Annotated in this window: 5 protein-coding genes; 1 reads left to right on the plus strand and 4 read right to left on the minus strand. The window is 73.1% G+C overall.

Annotation, left to right across the window (positions count from 1 at the left end):
* Nucleotides 1–12 precede the first annotated feature (12 nt).
* From WMF39_RS44695 to WMF39_RS44710, 4 genes are read right to left on the minus strand one after another with little or no spacing between them, the layout of a single operon-like run.
* Complete coding sequence (locus WMF39_RS44695; RefSeq protein ID WP_437742528.1) at nt 13–2,391, minus strand: penicillin acylase family protein; 2,379 nt, start codon at nt 2,389–2,391, stop codon at nt 13–15.
* Complete coding sequence (locus WMF39_RS44700; RefSeq protein ID WP_437742529.1) at nt 2,388–4,208, minus strand: cyclic peptide export ABC transporter; 1,821 nt, start codon at nt 4,206–4,208, stop codon at nt 2,388–2,390. The genes WMF39_RS44695 and WMF39_RS44700 overlap by 4 nt, the downstream gene beginning before the upstream one ends.
* On the minus strand, nt 4,205–8,959 hold the full coding sequence (locus tag WMF39_RS44705) for a type I polyketide synthase (RefSeq protein ID WP_437742530.1): 4,755 nt from the start codon (nt 8,957–8,959) through the stop codon (nt 4,205–4,207). Before WMF39_RS44705 ends, WMF39_RS44700 begins: the two co-directional genes overlap by 4 nt.
* Entirely contained in the window at nt 8,956–14,304 is a 5,349-nt protein-coding gene (locus WMF39_RS44710; RefSeq protein ID WP_437742531.1) for an amino acid adenylation domain-containing protein, read from the minus strand. The genes WMF39_RS44705 and WMF39_RS44710 overlap by 4 nt, the downstream gene beginning before the upstream one ends.
* Before the next feature lie 672 nt (nt 14,305–14,976).
* On the opposite strand from WMF39_RS44710, the gene mxcH reads away from it, so the two are divergent.
* The gene (gene mxcH / locus WMF39_RS44715) at nt 14,977–17,556 is read left to right on the plus strand and encodes a TonB-dependent siderophore myxochelin receptor MxcH (RefSeq protein ID WP_437742532.1); all 2,580 of its coding nucleotides are present in this window, start codon (nt 14,977–14,979) and stop codon (nt 17,554–17,556) included.
* Nucleotides 17,557–17,585: the final 29 nt, after the last annotated feature.

Here is a 17,585-nt window from a genome sequence, read left to right on the forward strand (position 1 = left end):
TGGTGATCGATGTCATGGGCGCTCGGGAACGAGCGTGATCGTGTGTGTGGCCGCCCCCGAAAGGAGCGGCAGCGGGCGCCCGTCGACCCAGGCGCGCTGCTGATCGCGGTAGTGGGGCGACCTCGGATCGCCCGATTGCCCGCCGGGCATGTGCAGGATTCCTTCCGCCTCGTGGCCCGGCGAGACCACGAGCCGCTCGCTGGCGCCGAGCGTGCGGCCCACCAGGCGCACGCAGGTGATGCAGCCCGGGAGCGGCTCGTCGGGCATGTTGAGGCGCGCGGCGAGCTCCGGCGCCGCGCCGAGCGGGTGCGCGATCCGCACCCGGCTCACCGCGCCCCACTCGAGCTGATCGAGGGGTCGCCCGCCGTGCTGCCGCTGGACAGCCGTCATGGCCTTCTCCAGCGCCGCGAGGACGAAGGCGTCCCAGCTGCCCTCCGGCGCGGGCACGAGATCGGCCGACCGCTCGCCGAGCGCGCGCTGCAGCGGCGTGTCGATGTCCGGCGGCGCGAGCTCCAGGGTCGGCTCCGCTGCGCGGCTCGCGCCGAGCCACGCGGCGAACACCTCGTCGGCCAGGACGCGCCGGAAGCGCGCAAGGAGCGGCAGCCCGACGCTGGACACGTCCGCCCGGCCGTCCCATGCCAGGAGCGCGCGCCGCGCCTCGGCGAGCGCTGGCCGTCTCGACACGGCCTCCTCGCTGAGCGCGCGCAGCGCGACGTCGCGGTAGAAGCCGAAGAACTCGGCGCGGGTGTCGAGCTGCAGCCCGAGCAGGTCCGCCTCGGTGACCTGTCGTGCCTCGCGCAGGCGCTCGGTGATGCGGTAGGCGCGGTAGCCGTTCGCGTAGTCGCGGCCGAGCGCCGGCGCGCCCTCGCCGAGCGGCATGCGGTGGTTGGCGTTGACGACGAACCCCGACGGGGGATCCACGGCGCGCGGCAGCGCGGCGGGCGGCAGGTATCCGTCCCAGCCCGCGCGCCCGTCTGCCCAGGAGACGCTGACCGAGCCGTCGAACCCGCGGCGCCGGGGCAGGCGCCCGGTGACCGTCCACGCCACGCGGCCGCGCCGGTCGGCCAGGAGGATGTTGCACCCGGGCCCGCCGGCGGCGTTCATCACGGAGGCCGCCTCATCGACGCTCCGGGCCTCATCCATCTCCAGGAGCCCGAGGTCGACCCCCGCCGGATCGAGCGCCGTCCAGCGGACCGCGACCGGCGCTCCGAGGAGCGGCCGCGGCGAGACGGGGCCCCACATCGTGCTGCGGACCGTGACGGTGACGTCGGGCTCGCCGCGGACCTTGATCGTCTCCTCTGCGACGTCGAACCGCCTCCACCCGGAGGGTGTCCGGTACTCGTCGGGGTGCTCGGGGCGGCCCTCGATCTGCACGAGATCCCTCACATCACCGTCGAGGTTGGTCATCCCCCAGGCGACGTGGCCGTTGGTCCCCACGATGACGATGGGCAAGCCGGGCAGCACGACGCCCGCGAGCTCCGTGTCGCCATAACGGAGCTCCGCGCGGTACCAGATGTTGGGCACGCCGAGCTCGAGGTGCATGTCGTTCGCGAGGATCGCGCGGCCGTCTCGCGTCCTCTGGCCGGCCACCGCCCAGCCGTTCGAGCCCACCGGCGCCTCGCCGGCGTCCTCGCTGAGCAGCCCGGCGGTCCGCGCGTGGTCCCCTCGGCTCTGCGCCACCAGCGCGCGCAGCTCCTCGCGCGGAAGCGGCGGAGACGCGGGCGCCTGCGCGCCGAGCAGCGACCTCGTGTAAGGGTCCGTGTCGTCGAGCAGGAAGGACGTCACGCCCTTCGGGAGGGTGCGTGTCAGGACCGTGCGCGTCCGCTCCAGGTCCTCGGTGGCGCTGAGGGCGTTGAACATCCCCAGCACCACGAGCACGCTGTCCTCCGAGCGCCACGGCTCGGGCCGATAGCCCAGCTCCTGGAACTCGACGGGCAGCGTCTCCGCGCTCCGGAGATAGGCGTTGACGCCCTCGGCGTACGCGTCGAGCGCGGCGCGCTGGCGCTCCGGCAGGCGCGAGAGGATCGCCGCCGCGGCCTTCGGGACGCCGTAGGACCGCTGCTGGGCGTCGGCCTCCACCAGATCGCGCCCGAGGACCTCCGCGAGCCGCCCCGCGCTGCTCCGCCGGAGTAGGTCCATCTGGAACAGCCGATCGCGCGCCGTGACGACGCCGAGCGCCCGCAGGGCGTCGAGGCGCGAGGCGGCGCGGATCCTGGGGATCCCGAGGTGATCGGACGTGACCGTCACCGCGTGTTCCAGGCCGGCCAACGTCGTTGCCTTGTCGGCGCGCGGCGCCGGGGCGCGGGCGGTGCCCTGGGTCCTCTCCGCGCAGCCGGCGAGCGCCAGCGAGGCGAGCGCCGAGAGGAGGAGTGAGCGGACGTTGCGCCTCATATCTCTTGCTCCGCTGCCTTCAGCACCGCGTGGCCGCGCACACCCGGCTCCAGCGCGACCTGCTGCTGCTCGGCGTGGAGGCGGTGGACCTCCGCGGAGCGAGCCCGACCGCCCTCGTCGGCGCGGGCGCTCGCGGCGAGCGCTTCCCGCGCCGCTCGCGGCTCCTCGCCGTCCCCGGCGGGGGCCGCGGGCAGCTCGGTCAGGCGGCCGAAGTCGAGCCGCAGGCAGCGATCCGCGAGCGCGAAGTACTGGTCGTCGTGCGTGATGACGAGGGCGGTCTTCCCCCTCGCCCGGAGCTCGGGCAGGAGCTCCGTGTAGAAGATCTTCCGGAACTGCGGGTCCTGGTCGGAGGCCCACTCGTCGAAGACGTAGAACGGCCGGTCCTCGAGGTAGGCGGTGAGCAGGGCGAGGCGCTTGCGCTGCCCCTGCGACAGCCCGGTCACGCGGAGGGCGCCCTCCTCGACGCGCACCCGGTGATCCAGCTGCAGCCGCTCGAGGTAGCGGCGGGCGCGCTCGTCGAGGTCGGGGCCGCCGAGGCCGAGCAGCCTCTCGAAGAGGTGGTATTCCGCGAAGACGACCGAGAAGAGCTGCCGGTACCGCTCTCGGCCCGCGTCGTCGATGGGCACGCCGTCGAGCCGTATCTCGCCGGACTCCGGCGTGTAGAGCCCGAGGAGCAGGAGAGACAGCGTCGTCTTGCCGCTGCCGTTGCCGCCGACGAGGTACACGATCTCGCCGGGCCGGAAGGTCAGATCGATGGGCCCGAGCTGGAAGCTCCCGTCTTCCTTCTCCCGGTAATAGCGGTGCGTGACGCCGGCCAGCTCGAGGCGCTTCCACGCCGCGGGCGCGCCCTCCGCGCCGCTGCGCGGCGGCTGTGGCGCGGCGCCCGTGAGCTCCGGCGTCAGCGAGAGGCCGAGCGCGTTCGCCTTCGAGAGCGCGACGCTGGCGCGCCCGACCGCGGGCAGGAGCTCGACCGTCTGCGCGAACGGCGTCAGCAGGAACAGCATCGCCAGCACCACGCCCGACATCGCCGTCGACGTCAGCCCTGCCCAGGCCGGGAGGGCGAAGAGCGTCAGCCCGAGGATCGCGTAGAAGAGCAGCGTGCCCCAGCCGATCGCGACGGAGAACTCGGTCGTGCCCGCCACGAAGTCCCGCTGGTACGTCGCGAGGCTCGTGCCGAGGGCGCCTTCCATGAACGCCCGCCCGCGCCCGCCGTGCATCTTGAGCTCCTTGATCCCGCCCGTGAGCGCGCGGAAGTGCTGGAACAGGGCGTCGCTCGTCTCGCGGGCGCGCGTGAAAGAGCGGATCGCGCGCCCGTTGTGCGCCCGGAAGAGCACGGCGCCGAGCGCCATGGCGCCGAGCACGATCGCCAGCGCCGACCACGAGAGCCGCCCGATGTAGGCCAGGCAGCCGAGGACGGTGGCCACGTTGACGCAGAGGAGGGGCAGGAAGACGTACGCCTGCGTGATGACGGCCGGATCGTCGTTGAGCGCCGCCAGGAGCCGGTGGGGGCCGATCTGCTCGATGCGGCGCAGCGGCGCCTCGAGGATGCGCTTGCCGAGCTGCATGCGCAGCTCTGCGATCATGGCTTGTCCCAGCCGGGTCAGGAGCACCTGGGAGACGGCCTTGCTCAGCACGCCGAGGACGGCGAGCGCCGCGAACGCCCACGCGAGCCGCGCGGCGGGGCGGCCGTCCGCGGAGAGCGCCTCCTGGACGAGCGCGATGATGCCAGCGCCCGCGAGCCCGCTGATCGCGCCGGCGGCGATGGCGAGCAGGAGGCGCCGGAGGTCGCGGCGCACGAGGAAGCCGAGCACGCTCATCGCCCGTCCTCCTTCGGTTCCTTCGCGGGGACCGGCTCGCCGTCCGGGCGCGCCGGCGCCTTCGGGCCTCCGGCGCCGGGGAGCCGCCGCGCGGTCCGCGGAAGCGCGACCAGCGCCGGCTCGGGGCTCGTGCCCGCGGGCGCCTGGCCGCGCGCCTCGTGGATGCGCTCCGCGAGCGCGGCCATGGTCGGCCGCTCGAAGAACTCGCGGAGCGGCACCTCCACCTGGAACGCCTCGCGGACGCGGTTGAGGATCTGCAGGGCGAGGAGCGACTCGCCGCCGAGGGCGAAGAAGTCCTTCCTGGGATCGATGGGATCGATGCCGAACGCCCGCGCCCAGATCGCGGTCACCTGCGCTGTGATCGCCTCGGGCGACAGGCCCTCGGCTGCGCTGGCGGCCGCTGCCTCGGCGCGCCGGGGCGGCTCGTGGCTGCGGCCTGCCGCAGCGCCGAGCCGCCGCGCCAGGGCGGCGCCCTCGTCGTCGCTGGGCAGGCCGTGGAGCGGGCGTACCGAGACGATCACCTGCGGCAGCGCCGCCTGGCTCAGGACGCGGTGGAAGACCTGGAGGCCTTCTTCCGGGCTCATCCCGTCGCGGATCACGTCGTCGATCCCGAGGGCGAGGAGGCGCGCCTCGGCGCGGGCCGCCATGCCGACGTTGCGCCACCGATCGAGGTTGACGGAGACCGTGTACGGCCCGGCCCTGCGCGCGCAGGCCTGCGCGTACGCGTCGAGGAACGCGTTGGCGGCCGCGTAGCCTGCGTGGGCGAGGCCGCCGCTCAGCGCGGTGATCGAGGAGCAGAGCAGGACGAAATCCGGCTTCAGGGCGCGGGCGATCTCGTCGATCGCCAGCGCGCCGAGCGCCTTGGGGCTGAGCTCCGCGTCCAGCGTGTCCGCGGTCAGCCGGTCGATGAGCCCGCCGGCGGCGACCCCGGCCGCGTGGATCACGCCGTGCAGGGCGCCGAACCGGTCGATCGCCTCGCGCGCGGCGGCGCGCATCTGCGAGGCGTCGGCGACGTCGGCGCGCAGCGCGACCACCTCGGCGCCGGCCTGCTCGAGCGCGAGGAGCCGCGCGCGTTGCTCGTCGGTCGGGGCCGAGCGACCCGTGAGGAGGAGCCGCGCGCGCGTCGTGCGGGCGAGGTGGTCCGCGAGCCAGAGGCCGATGCCTCCCAGCCCGCCCGTGATGAGGTAGACGCCGCGCTCTCGCAGCAAGGGGGGCGCCGCCTGGGCTGGCCTCAGCGCGACCGGCTCGACGGCGGGCGCCCAGCGGTGGTGGCCGCGGTAGGCGACGACGGTGTCGGCGGCGTCGGAGCGCGCCTCCGCGAGGATCCGCTCGACGAGGCGATCGGCCTCGGAGGTGTCCGGGACGGGGGCCTCGAGGTCGATCACGCGGCAGCGCACGTGGGGGTACTCCAGCGGGACGCTCCTGCAGACGCCGAGGAGCGGGGCGTGCTCGGGGCGCAGGGATTCCCGGCCGGTCAGGTCGTGCAGGCCGCTGGCGAGGGCGACGAGGTGGGCGCCGCCGGGCTGCTGGCCCAGCGCCCGTGCCAGCCAGAGCAGGGTGGCCGAGCCGCGGCGCTGCGCTTCGCGGAACGCGTCCGGGTCGAGCTGCGTCTCTCGTGTGGCGTCGTGGTGGCCGCGCCGATCGCCGAGGCTGAAGGCGTGCACGACGCGCGTGGGCGGCCCCGCGCTTGCGCCGAGGTCGCGGATGAGCGCGGCGTAGTCCTCGGGCTGGTCCAGGCGGAGCGTGAAGGAGCGCTCCGCGATGCGCTCGAAGCGCTCGCCGCTCCGGACACGGGTGACCCGCCGGCCGGCGCGCTCGAGCCGCTCCACGAGCCGGTGGCCGATCGCTTCCTCGTCCGTGAAGACGAGCCAGTGCGCCTCGTCCGCGTCAGCCGCGGGTGCGAGCGGTTCCAGGGGGGAGCGCTTCCACGATGGGACGTAGAAAAATCCATCCAGATCGGACGACGCCCGCACCGAGGTTGAGGTCGAACCGACCGAGGTTGAGGTCGAACCGACCGAGGTTGAGGTCGAACCGACCGAGGTTGAGGTCGAACCGACCGAGGTTGAGGTCGCCCCCCTCGCGTCGGGCCGCTCCAGCCAGTACCGCTTTCGCTCGAACGGGGTCGCCGGCAGCGCGACGCGCCGCCGGCGTCGCCCCGCCTGCAGGCCTGCCCAGTCCACCGCAGCGCCGGCCGCCCAGACCTGTCCGACCGCGTCGAGCAGCGCCGCCCCCGCCGCGCCCTGGTTTCCAGGCGCGCGCCCCATGGGCATCGACGCGAGCGCCAGCGACTCCGCCGCGAGCTGCCGGCTCAGCGCCGTGAGCGTCTGCCCCGGCCCGACCTCCAGAAAGATCCGCTCCGACTGCTCCCGCAGGGCCCGCACACCATCGGCGAAGCGGACCGTGCTTCGGAGGTGCTGGACCCAGTATGCGGGGTCCTGCGCCTCGGCCGCGGTGATCCAGTTCCCGGTGACGTTCGAGATCCACGGGATGCGCGGCGTGCGCAGCGTGACCCTGCCCACCGCCTCACGGAACGCCGCGAGGGCGCCGTCCATCAGGTGCGAGTGGAAGGCGCGCGCCGTGCGCAGCCGGCGCGCCTCGATCCCCCGGCCCGCGAGCTCCTGCTCGACCCGCTGGATCGCCGCCGCCCTTCCGGACAGCACGCACTGCCGCGGCCCGTTGACGGCGGCCAGCGCGACCTCGTCGCCGAGCCAGCCCGCGACGTCCGCCTCGGCCGCGGACACCGCGAGCATCGCCCCGTCCGGCGTCGCCTCCATCTGCCGCCCCCGCGCCGCCACCAGCGCCACGGCGTCCTCGAGCGACAGGCACCCCGCGATGCAGGCGGCCACGTACTCGCCCACGCTGTGCCCGAGCATCGCGTCGGGCGTCACGCCCCAGGCCATCCACAGCCGGGCGAGCGCGTACTCCACGACGAACAGCGCCGGCTGCGTCATCGACGTCCGGTCGAGCCGCCTCGCCGCGTCCTCGACGTCCGCGGGCGCCGGGAACAGCAGCGCCCGGAGGTCCGTGCCCAGGTGGCGCTGGAGCAGCGCAGCGCAGGCGTCGACCTCGGCCCGGAACACGGGCTCGGTCTCGTAGAGATCGCGTCCCATGTTGGGCCGCTGGGTACCCTGCCCGGGGAACAGGAACGCGACCGGCCGCGGCCCGGCCGCGGGCCCGCCGGTGCGCACCGCGTCGCTGCGATCGCGCAGCGCGCGCGCTGCCTCCTCCCGCGAGCGGCACACCACGGCGCGGCGGTGGCCGAACGCCCGGCGCCCGAGCTGCTGCGTGTGCGCCACGTCGCCGAGCTCGAGATCGCCGTGGGTCCCCAGGTGCTCCGCGAGCGCGTCGGTCAGGCGCTCGAGCGACGCGCTCGACCGGGCCGACAGCACGAGCAGCTCGCACGGCCTGGGCGGGTCCGCCTCCGGCGGGGGCGGCGCCTCCTCGAGGACGACGTGCGCGTTCGTGCCGCCGATGCCGAAGGAGCTCACGCCGGCGCGGCGCGGCGCGCCGGGGGTCGACCACGCCGCGAGCTCGGCGGCCACGCAGAAGGGGCTGTTCTCGAGGTCGAGCGCGGGGTTCGGCGCGCGGAAGTGCAGGCTCGGCGGGATGTTCCCGTGGGCCACGGCCAGCGCCGCCTTGATCAGCCCGGTGACCCCCGCGGCCGCGTCCAGGTGCCCGACGTTGGTCTTCACCGAGCCGATCGCGCAGAAGCCCTTCCGGTCGGTCGTCGCGCGGAACACCTGGGTGAGCGCGGCGATCTCGATCGGATCGCCGAGCGGCGTCCCGGTGCCGTGCGCCTCCACGTACGTGATGGAGTCCGCGTCCACGCCCGCGGCCGCGTGCGCCGCGCGGATCGCGCGCGCCTGGCCGTCGACGCGCGGCGCCGTGTACCCGACCTTGGCCCGGCCGTCGTTGTTGATGGCCGATCCCTTGATGACCGCGATGATCGCGTCCCGATCTGCGATGGCGTCGTCGAGCCGCTTCAGGAGGACCACGCCGACGCCGCTGCCGCCGACGGTGCCGCGGGCGCCTGCGTCGAACGCGCGGCAGTGCCCGTCGGGCGACGCGATCGCGCCTTCCTGGTAGAGGTAACCGCTCTTCTGCGGGACGCTGACGGAGGCGCCGCCCGCCAGCGCCAGATCGCACTCGCCGCCGAGGAGCCCCTGGCAGGCCAGGTGCACGGCGACGAGCGACGTGGAGCACGCCGTCTGCACGGCGATGCTCGGCCCTTCCAGGTTCAGCTTGTACGACACGCGGGTCGTGAGGAAGTCCTTGTCGAGCGCGAGGAGCGCCGCGACGTCCGCCGCCGATTGCAGGCGCGGCCCGTCGGGGAAGAGGTGGGCCAGGTACCCGCTCAGGCTCGATCCGGCGTACACGCCGACCGGGCCGCCCGCGCGCTCGGGGTCGATCCCGGCGCTCTCGAACGCCTCCCACGCGCACTCCAGGAACAGCCGGTGCTGCGGATCCAGCGCCGCGGCCTCGCGCGGCGTGAACCCGAAGAGCTCCGCGTCGAACATCTCGATGTCGTCGAGCACCGCGCGCGCCCGCACGTACTCGGGCCGCGCGATCAGCGCGGGGTCGACGCCCGCGCCGCGGAGCTCCTCGTCGGTGAGGATCGAGACGGACTCGACGCCCGCGCAGAGGTTTCGCCAGAACGTCGCCACGTCCGGCGCGCCAGGGAAGCGCCCGGCCATGCCGATGATCGCGATGTCCAGGCCCGGGCGGGGCTCGCCGCTGGTCGGTGTGGTCATTTCTTGGTCTCCAGTCCGCCGCGCCGACGCGCGAAGATCTCTCCGCGTCGCTGCTGGGCGGCTCTCGCCCGCTCGCCCTCCGGCGCTCCGCCCGGCGGCGTCGTCTTGGCGCTGGGATCCCGGCTCAACGCCGCCGCGAGCGAGGCGATGGTGGGGTGCTGGAACAGGACCAGCAGCCGCAGATCACGGTCCACCGTGTCGCGCAGCCGGCTGTGGACCTTGGCCAGCAAGAGCGAGTGTCCGCCCAGATCGAAGAAGTTGTCGTGAATGCCGAGCTGCGGGACCGACAGCACCTCTCGCCAGAGCGCCGCGATGGTGCGCTCCAGGTCGGTTCGCGGCGGCGTCACGGCCCTGGCGGGCGCGTCGAGCTGCTCGGGCGCGGGCAGGGCGCGGCGGTCGACCTTGCCGTTGGGCGACAGCGGCATGCGGTCGAGCACGAGGATGGGCGCTGGCACCATGTAGGCTGGGAGCGCCTCGGCGAGCCAGGCGCGCAGCGCTTCGGGCTCCAGCGCCGCGCCGTCGCGGCCGGCGACGTAGGCGACGAGGCGCTTTCCGCCGTGGGCCTCGTCGCGGGCGAGGACGACGGCCTCGCCGACGCCGGGGTGCTGGAGCAGGCGGGCCTCGATCTCACCGAGCTCGACGCGCAGGCCGCGGATCTTGACCTGGAAGTCGAGGCGGCCGAGGAACTCGATGGCTCCGTCGGGCCTGTGGCGCGCCAGATCGCCAGTCCTGTACAGGCGCCCTCCCGGGGCGGAGCCGAACGGATCGGGCACGAAGCGCTCCGCCGTGAGGGCGGGCCGACGGTGATAGCCGCGGGCGAGGCCGATGCCGCCGATGTGGAGCTCGCCGGCGACGCCCGCGGGCACGGGCTGGCCGTGGCGGTCGAGCAGGTAGATCTGGGTGTTGGCGATGGGGTACCCGATGGGCACCGAGGCGGAGGTGTCCCCTCGCTCGCAGGCCCAGGACGTCACATCGATCGAGGCCTCGGTCGGGCCATAGAGGTTGTGCAGCTCTGCCTGCTCGAGCCGCTCGAAGCACCGCCGCGCGAGCTCCGCCGGCAGCGCCTCGCCGCTGCAGATGATCCGGCGCAGCGACCGGCACGACGCCGCGCCCGGCGCCTCCAGAAAGGCCTGGAGCATGGGCGGGACGAAGTGCAGCGTGGTGACGTCGTTCCGCGTGATCAGCTCGACGAGCCGCTCGCCGTCGCGGTGGTCGCCGGGCCTGGCGACGACGAGGCCAGCGCCGATCATCAAGGGCCAGAAGAACTCCCAGACCGAGACATCGAAGCTGAAGGGCGTCTTCTGCAACACCCGGTCATCCCGGGTGAGGCCGTAGCGCTCCTGCATCCATTGCAGGCGGTTGAGCAGGCCCCGGTGGCTGTTGCCGGCGCCCTTGGGTCGACCGGTCGAGCCGGAGGTGTAGATCGTATAAGCGAGGTTGTCCGGCGACAGCGGGGTCGCGAGGTTGCCAGTCGGCTCCCTGTCGATCTCGGCGCGATCCGCGTCCAGGCACAGTACCTGGGCGCCGTGCGCCGGCAGGCGCGACGCCACGGACCGCTGGCTCAGCAGGACCGGCGCTCCCGCGTCCTCGAGCATGAACGCGATGCGGTCCGCGGGATACTCCGGGTCGATCGGCACGTAGGCGCCGCCGGCCTTGAGGATGCCGAGCAGCCCGACGACGAGCTCGACGGAGCGCTCTGCCGCGATGGCCACGAGCACGTCCGGCCCCACGCCGCGCTTCCTGAGCGCGTGAGCCACCTGGTTGGCGCGCTCGTTGAGCTCTCGATAGCTCAGCCGCTCCTCATCGAAGATCACCGCCGCGGCGTCCGGCGCCCGCTCCACCTGCGCCTCGAAGAGCTCGTGGACGCGCCGCTCGTCCGGAGTCGCGCGCTCGGTCGCGTTCCAGCCGACGAGGACCTGCCTTCGTTCGGCCGCATCCATCATCGGCAGATCGGCCAGCCGGATCTCCGGAGTGGCGACGAAGCCCTCGATGAGGGCGAGGAGGTGCCGTGTCATCCGCGCGACCGTCGCGCCGTCGAAGAGATCGGTGTTGTATTCCCAGGCGCCGCGCGCTCCCTGGCCGTCGGGGACCAGGTTGAGCGCCAGATCGAACTGGGCCGTGCCCGTGTCCACCCGCTGCGCGCCGATCGACAGGCCGGGGATCTCCGGCGCCTGCTCGGGCGCGGGATCCATGGCGATCATCACGTTGAACAGGGGCGTGTGGCTGAGGTTCCGCTCGAGGGACAGCGCCTCGAGGACGCGCTCGAACGGCACCTCCTGGTGCGCCTGCCCCTCGAGGACCGCCGCGCGGACGCGGGCGAGGAGCTCGGTGACGCTCGGATTCCCCGAGAGATCGACGCGCAGCGCCAGGGTGTTGAGCAGGCACCCGACGACGCCCTCCAGCGCCGCCCGCGGCCGCGCGGTCACCGGCGTCCCGATGCACACATCGCTCTGGCCCGTGTACCGGTGCAGCAGCGAGAAGAGCCCCGCCGCCACGATCGTGAACAGCGTGGCGCCCGTCCGCCGCCCGAGCGCGCTCAGCCGCGCCACGAGCTCCGGCGGCAGCGCGAGCTCCTCGCGCGCCCCCGCGTAGGTCTGGACCGCGGGCCGCGGCCGATCGGTGGGGAGCTCGAGGGGAGGCACGGGCCCCTTCAGCCGGTCGCGCCAGTACGAGAGCTCCCGTTCGCGCGCTGCCGCCTGTTCGTTCTGGCGCTGCCACAGCGCGTGATCCGCCTGCTGCAGCGCGAGCGGCGCGAGCGCCGGGGGCCGCCCCGCGGCGAAGGCGCCGTAGAGCAGCGAGAGCTCCCGCAGGAGCACGTTCATCGACCAGCCGTCCGCGATGAGGTGATGGCAGGTGACCGAGAGCACGTGCTCTCGCTCGCCCGTGCGGAGGAGCGTCCAGCGCACGGGCGGCGCCTCGGCGAGGTCGAACGCGCGCCGCGCCTCCTCGCGCAGGCGCGCTTGCAGGGCGGACTCCCGCGCTTCCTCTGCAAGAGCGCTCATGTCCTCCAGCGGCAGCGCGACCGGCGCGGGCTGTGTGATCCGCTGGACGGGCCTCCCTTCGACGGAGGGAAAGCTCGTGCGAAGGGCCTCGTGGCGGGCCGCGAGCTCTGTCACCGCCTTCTCGAGCGCCCCCGCGTCGAGGGCCCCGGCGAGCCGCACGGCCGCCGCGATGTGATAGACCGGCGCCCCCGCGACCAGCTGCTCCAGGAACCAGAGGCGCTCCTGCACGAGGGACAGCGGCAGCCGCTCCGGCCGCTCCACCGGCGCGAGCGCCGCGGGTCTGCCCGTCGATCCGTCCGTCGACGCGCCGGCCTGCCTCGCCTCGATCCAGGCCGCGAGCGCCGCGACCGTCGTCGACTCGAAGAGCTGCGCCGGTCCCACGTCGACGCCCAGCGCCTCGCTCACCCGGCCGCTCACCTGCATGGCCCGCAGCGAATCGCCGCCCAGGCTCAGGAACTCCTCGCTGCGGCCGACCCGCCCGCGCCCCAGCACCTCGGCCCAGATGCCTGCCAGCGCGCTCTCCAGCGCCGTTTGCGGCGGCTCCGCGCTCTCGGCCTCCGCGCGCGGCGCGCGGTCGACGCGCGTCGACTGCCACACGGCGTCCAGGGAGCCGTCCAGGAACCGGGCGCGGCACGCCCTCCGCTGCACCTTGCCGCTCGTGGTCCGCGGCAGGTTCCCCGGCTTGATGAGCACGACCGCGTGGACCGCGACCTCGTGCCGGTCGGCCACGGCGCGCTCGATCGCCGCCCCGAGCTCCGCCGGCTCCGACGCGGGCGCGCGCCGCCCGAGCTCCTGGACGATGACGATCCGCTCCTCGCCGTCGACGTCCACCGAGAACGCCGCGCCGCCGCCGGCGCGGAGGCCCGGGTGGCTCTCCTCCGAGGTGAGCTCGATGTCCTGCGGGTAAATGTTGCGCCCGCGGACGATGATCAGATCCTTGAGCCGGCCCGTCACATACAGCTCGCCGCGCGAGGAGAACCCGAGATCGCCGGTCCGCAGGAACGGCCCTTCTCCCGTGGAGAGCCGGGCCTCGAACGTCAGCGCCGTCTCCTCCGGCCGCTCCCAGTAGCCCTGGGCCACGCTCGCTCCGGCGACCCAGATCTCCCCGACGCGCTCGTCCTTGCAGGGCCTGAGCGTCTCTGGATCGACGATCCGCACCTCGTCGCCTGCGGGTGATCCCCCGCAGCCCACGAGGGCGACACCGTCCTCTGGCCTGCGCGGCTCGAACACCGCGTGTCCCTGGGCTAGACCCGCGCGGTCGACGGCGCGCACGACGGGCGGCGCGTCGGCCGCTCCGCCGGTCACGAGCAGCGTCGCCTCGGCCAGCCCGTAGCAGGGATAGAACGCTTCGCGCCGGAACCCCGCGGGCGCGAACGCCTCGGCGAAGCGGTCGAGCGTCGCCGCCCGGATCGGCTCGGCCCCGTTGAAGGCCACCTTCCATGAGCCGAGATCGAGCCCTTCCCGCTGCTCCGGGGGGATCTTGCGGATGCACAGCTCGTAGGCGAAGTTCGGCCCGCCGCTCGTCGTGGCCCGGTAGCGCGAGATCGCCTCCAGCCAGCGCCGCGGCCTCATCAGGAAGTGCTCGGGCGCGAGCTGGATGCACGGCACGCCCACGTAGAGCGGCTGGAGGATGTTGCCGATGAGCCCCATGTCGTGGTGCGGCGGCAGCCACCCGACGATCACGCTCTCCGCGGTGTGCGCGAACGCGCGCTGGATCATGAGCTCGTTGCGCAGCAGGTTGCCGTGCGTGAGCACCACGCCCTTGGGCGTCCCGGTCGAGCCCGACGTGTACTGGAGGAACGCCACGGTCTCGGCGGTCACGCGCGGCGCTCGCCACGCGTCTTCCTGGCCGTCCCGGATCGTGTCGACGGCCATGCAGCGCAGGTGGCTCAGCTCGGCGAAGCTCGGGTCGTCGCGGAGCATCGTCACCGCGCCCAGGAACGCCTCGGTGGTGAGCACGACGCTCGGCCGGCAGTCGCGCACGATGGCCAGCACGCGCATCAGCCCGCTCTTGCGCTGCGGCAGAGGGACGGGCACCGCGACGAGCCCCGCGTAGAGGCAGCCGAAGAAAGCGGCGATGAAGTCGAGCCCCGGCGGCACCAGGAGGAGCGCGCGGTCACCCGCCCGCGCGTCGGCCTGGAGCTCCGCCGCGAGCGCGCGCGCCCGCCGATCGAGCTCGCCGTACGTCATCGCGCGGGCGTCCGCCTCCCCGTCGACCAGGAAGGTGGTTGCGTGCCCTGACGGGCGCTGCTCCGCGCGACGCCGGAGCAGCGCGACCAGCGTCACAGGCTCGTTTGCGCCGCGATCGCTGATCGCACGCCCAGCGGATCGGTTCGACTCCATCGCCACCTCAGCTCCCGACGAAGAAAGCCCGACAAAAAGAGGTCCCGCTCACCAGGCTCTGGGCTCCGAGCTTGATGACGCAAAGCGTTGTGAGCGAAAGCGCCGGACAGTTCCTTCGGCGACCGCGTCACCCGCCTGTCGATGCGACGTTGCAATGTTGAAAATGAAAATGATGATCAACTTCTGAACGGCGGTTCTATGGAATACAGATCCGATTGCTGTCAAGGCAAAAACCGACACTGGTCCGCGAGGATGCGCGACGAGGGCGAGCGGAGCGGCGGGATGGGGTCTGGGGGCGCTGAGGGAGGCCTGGCGGGGCGTGGCCGGACGGGGAGGGGGGCGGTCCGGTCAGCGAGGTGCTCCCGGTCCACTCTCGGAGGGACCAGGCCACGGTTCAGAGGCGCGCGGACAATCCATTACAGCTGGAATCTTGGGTTCTGAACGATGCGACCCATCGACGAATGAAATTGAATTCTGTTTTCATCTTGGGTACCGGAAGTTCCGGACATGTTTGTCAGTTCGGTTCCCCAACCGCCGCGTCCCGAGCCGCGGGCCGGGTTCAAGATGGACGCGGTGGCGCGAGGTGTTCTCGCGCTTCGAGGCCCGCTTGCAGGCGTGTTGACCTTCCTGCTGCTTGGCCTGCAGGCACCAGCGCACGCGCAGGACGAAGGCATGCCCGAGCGCGCCGCGGGGGACCGGGAGCCGACCGTGAGCGCGCCCGTCGCTGGCTCGCCGGGCCTCGATCGCTCACCGCCCGGCGGAGGGGGCCCCCGCATCGAGCCGCCGCAGCTCCTCGAGCTCGCCGAGGCCGAGTACCCGCAGGCGGCCCGAGCGGCACGACGGGAGGGCACGGTCGTGCTGAAGCTCCTGATCGACGCGGCGGGGCGCGTGACCGAGGCCGAGGTCACGAGCCCGCTGGGCGACGGCTTCGACGAGGTCGCCCGCGCGGCGGTGCTCCGGTCCCGCTTCACGCCGGCGCGCCGGGACGGCACGCCGGTCGCTGCACGGATCCTCTACAGCTACGCGTTCCGGCTCCCCGAGGAGCCGAAAGCCGAGCCCTCCCCCTCGGCGACGGGGGGAAGCGGGGTCGCGGCCACGGGCGCGGCGGCGACCATTCCCTCGCCGGCGAAGGGGCCCGACCCGGCGAACGACGCAGCTCCCCCGCCGGCCACGGGGTCCGACCCGGCGAACAGCGCAGCGCCCGCCGAGGTGACCGTGCGCGGCGCCGCGATGGCCGAGCGCCTCCGGCAATCCGCGCAGGCGGTCACGGTCATCGAGACCGAGGAGGCGCAGCGGAGGACCGCGGACATGGGCGAGGTGCTCGCCCGCACCCAGGGCGTCGGCGTGCGGAAGAGCGCGGGGCTCGGCTCCTGGGCGCGCTTCTCGCTGAACGGCCTCACGGACGAACAGATACGCTTCTTCATCGACGGCGTGCCGCTCGATCTCGCGGGGTACCCGTTCGGCGTCTCGAACGTGCCTGTGAACTTGGTCGAGCGCGTCGAGATCTACCGCGGCGTGGTCCCGGTGCGCTTCGGCGCCGACGCGCTGGGCGGGGCCGTCAACCTGGTCACGGATCGAGACGTCCGCGGCACCCATGGCGCGGCGTCGTACGAGGTCGGCTCCTACGACACCCACCGGCTCACGCTCTCGGCGCGGCACCTGCACGAGCCGAGCGGCTTCTTCACCCGCGTGAGCGGCTTCTTCGATTACGCGAAGAACGACTATCCGGTGGATGTCCATGTGGTGGACTTCAAGACCGGGCGCAGGGACTCCGAGCTCACCCGCGTCCGCCGATTCCACGACGCCTACCGGGCGGCGGGCGCCAGCGCCGAGGTCGGCTTCGTCAATCGGCCCTGGGCGCGGCGCCTGCTCCTGCGCGCCTACGTCACCGATTACGACAAGGAGCATCAGCACAAGTTCGGCGTCATGGAGACGCCCTATGGCGAGGTCACGAACGGCGAGACCGCGCCGGGGGCGACGCTCCAGTACGAGCAAGGGCTCGGCCGCGGCGTCGCGCTCGAAGCGCTCGTCGGGTACACGTACGGGCGCGCCACCTTCCTCGATGTCAGCGAGTGCAACTACGACTGGTTCGGTCGCTGCCGCAGCAAGCGCCCCAATCCAGGCGAGGACGAGACGTCCCCCCGGGATCGGGTGTTCCTGGAGCACAGCGGTCTCGGCCGCCTGAACCTCCGCTATCGGCCCCACCCGGAGCACGCGCTGCAGCTCTCCGTGTCTCCGACGTTCATCACGCGCACGGCAGAAGAGCGCAGGCTGGACAATGATGCCCGCGAGCAGCTCAGGGGCGCGCACAGCCTGTTCACCTTGGTGCTCGGCGTCGAGCATCAGCTCAACCTGCTCGACGATCGCCTGGAGAACAGCTCCTTCGTGAAGGACTACGTGCAGCTTCTCCGCATGACGGGGCGCCTCCCGGGGCTGCACGGGTACTTCGACCAGCGGGAGCGCGACACCCACCGCCTCGGCGTCGGCGATGGCCTCCGCTATCGCTTCTCCGAATGGCTCTACGCCAAGGCGTCGTACGAGTGGACGACGCGGCTCCCGCGGCCCGTCGAGGTGTTCGGCGACGGGATGATGATCGTTTCCAACCTCGCGCTCAAGCCCGAGACGAGCCACAACGGGAACCTCGGCTTCACGATCGACGCGCGCGACACCGCGTGGGGCGCGTGGCGGCTCGACGCGAACGGGTTCGTCCGCGCGGTCGAGCGGCTCATCGTGCTGAACAACCGCACGGAATCGATCCAGTACATCCACGTCTCGGGGGCACGGTCGCTGGGCGTCGAGGCCGCCGCCGGCTGGACGTCGCCGGGGGAGCACCTCGCCCTCGACGGCAACATCACCTATGACGATTTTCGCAAGGTGTCCGACGAAGGGAACTTCGCTGGCTCCGAGGGCCAACGGCTGCCGAACCGGCCGTGGCTCTTCGCCAACGGCTCGGCGCGCGTGCAGCTCCAGGAGGTCGTCGCGCCGCGCGACGCGATCTCGCTCACCTGGGATACGCGCTACGTGCACGGGTTCTACCTCGGCTTCGAGAACTGGGGGCAGCCCGAGTCCAAGGCCAAGGTGGATTCGCAGCTCCTGCACTCGCTCGCGCTCACCTACGTCGCGCGCGACGAGCCGCGCACGGTGAGCTTCACCATCGAGGCTCACAACCTCACCAACGAGCGGGCCTTCGATTTCTACGGTATCCAGCGACCCGGGCGGACGCTGTTCTCCAAGGCGACGCTGGAGATGTGATGACGACGATGTCGAGGTGAGCCCTTTCG

The sequence above is a fragment of the Sorangium sp. So ce1504 genome (genome assembly GCF_051521635.1).
In the GTDB taxonomy this organism is placed as follows: domain Bacteria; phylum Myxococcota_A; class Polyangia; order Polyangiales; family Polyangiaceae; genus Sorangium; species Sorangium cellulosum_B.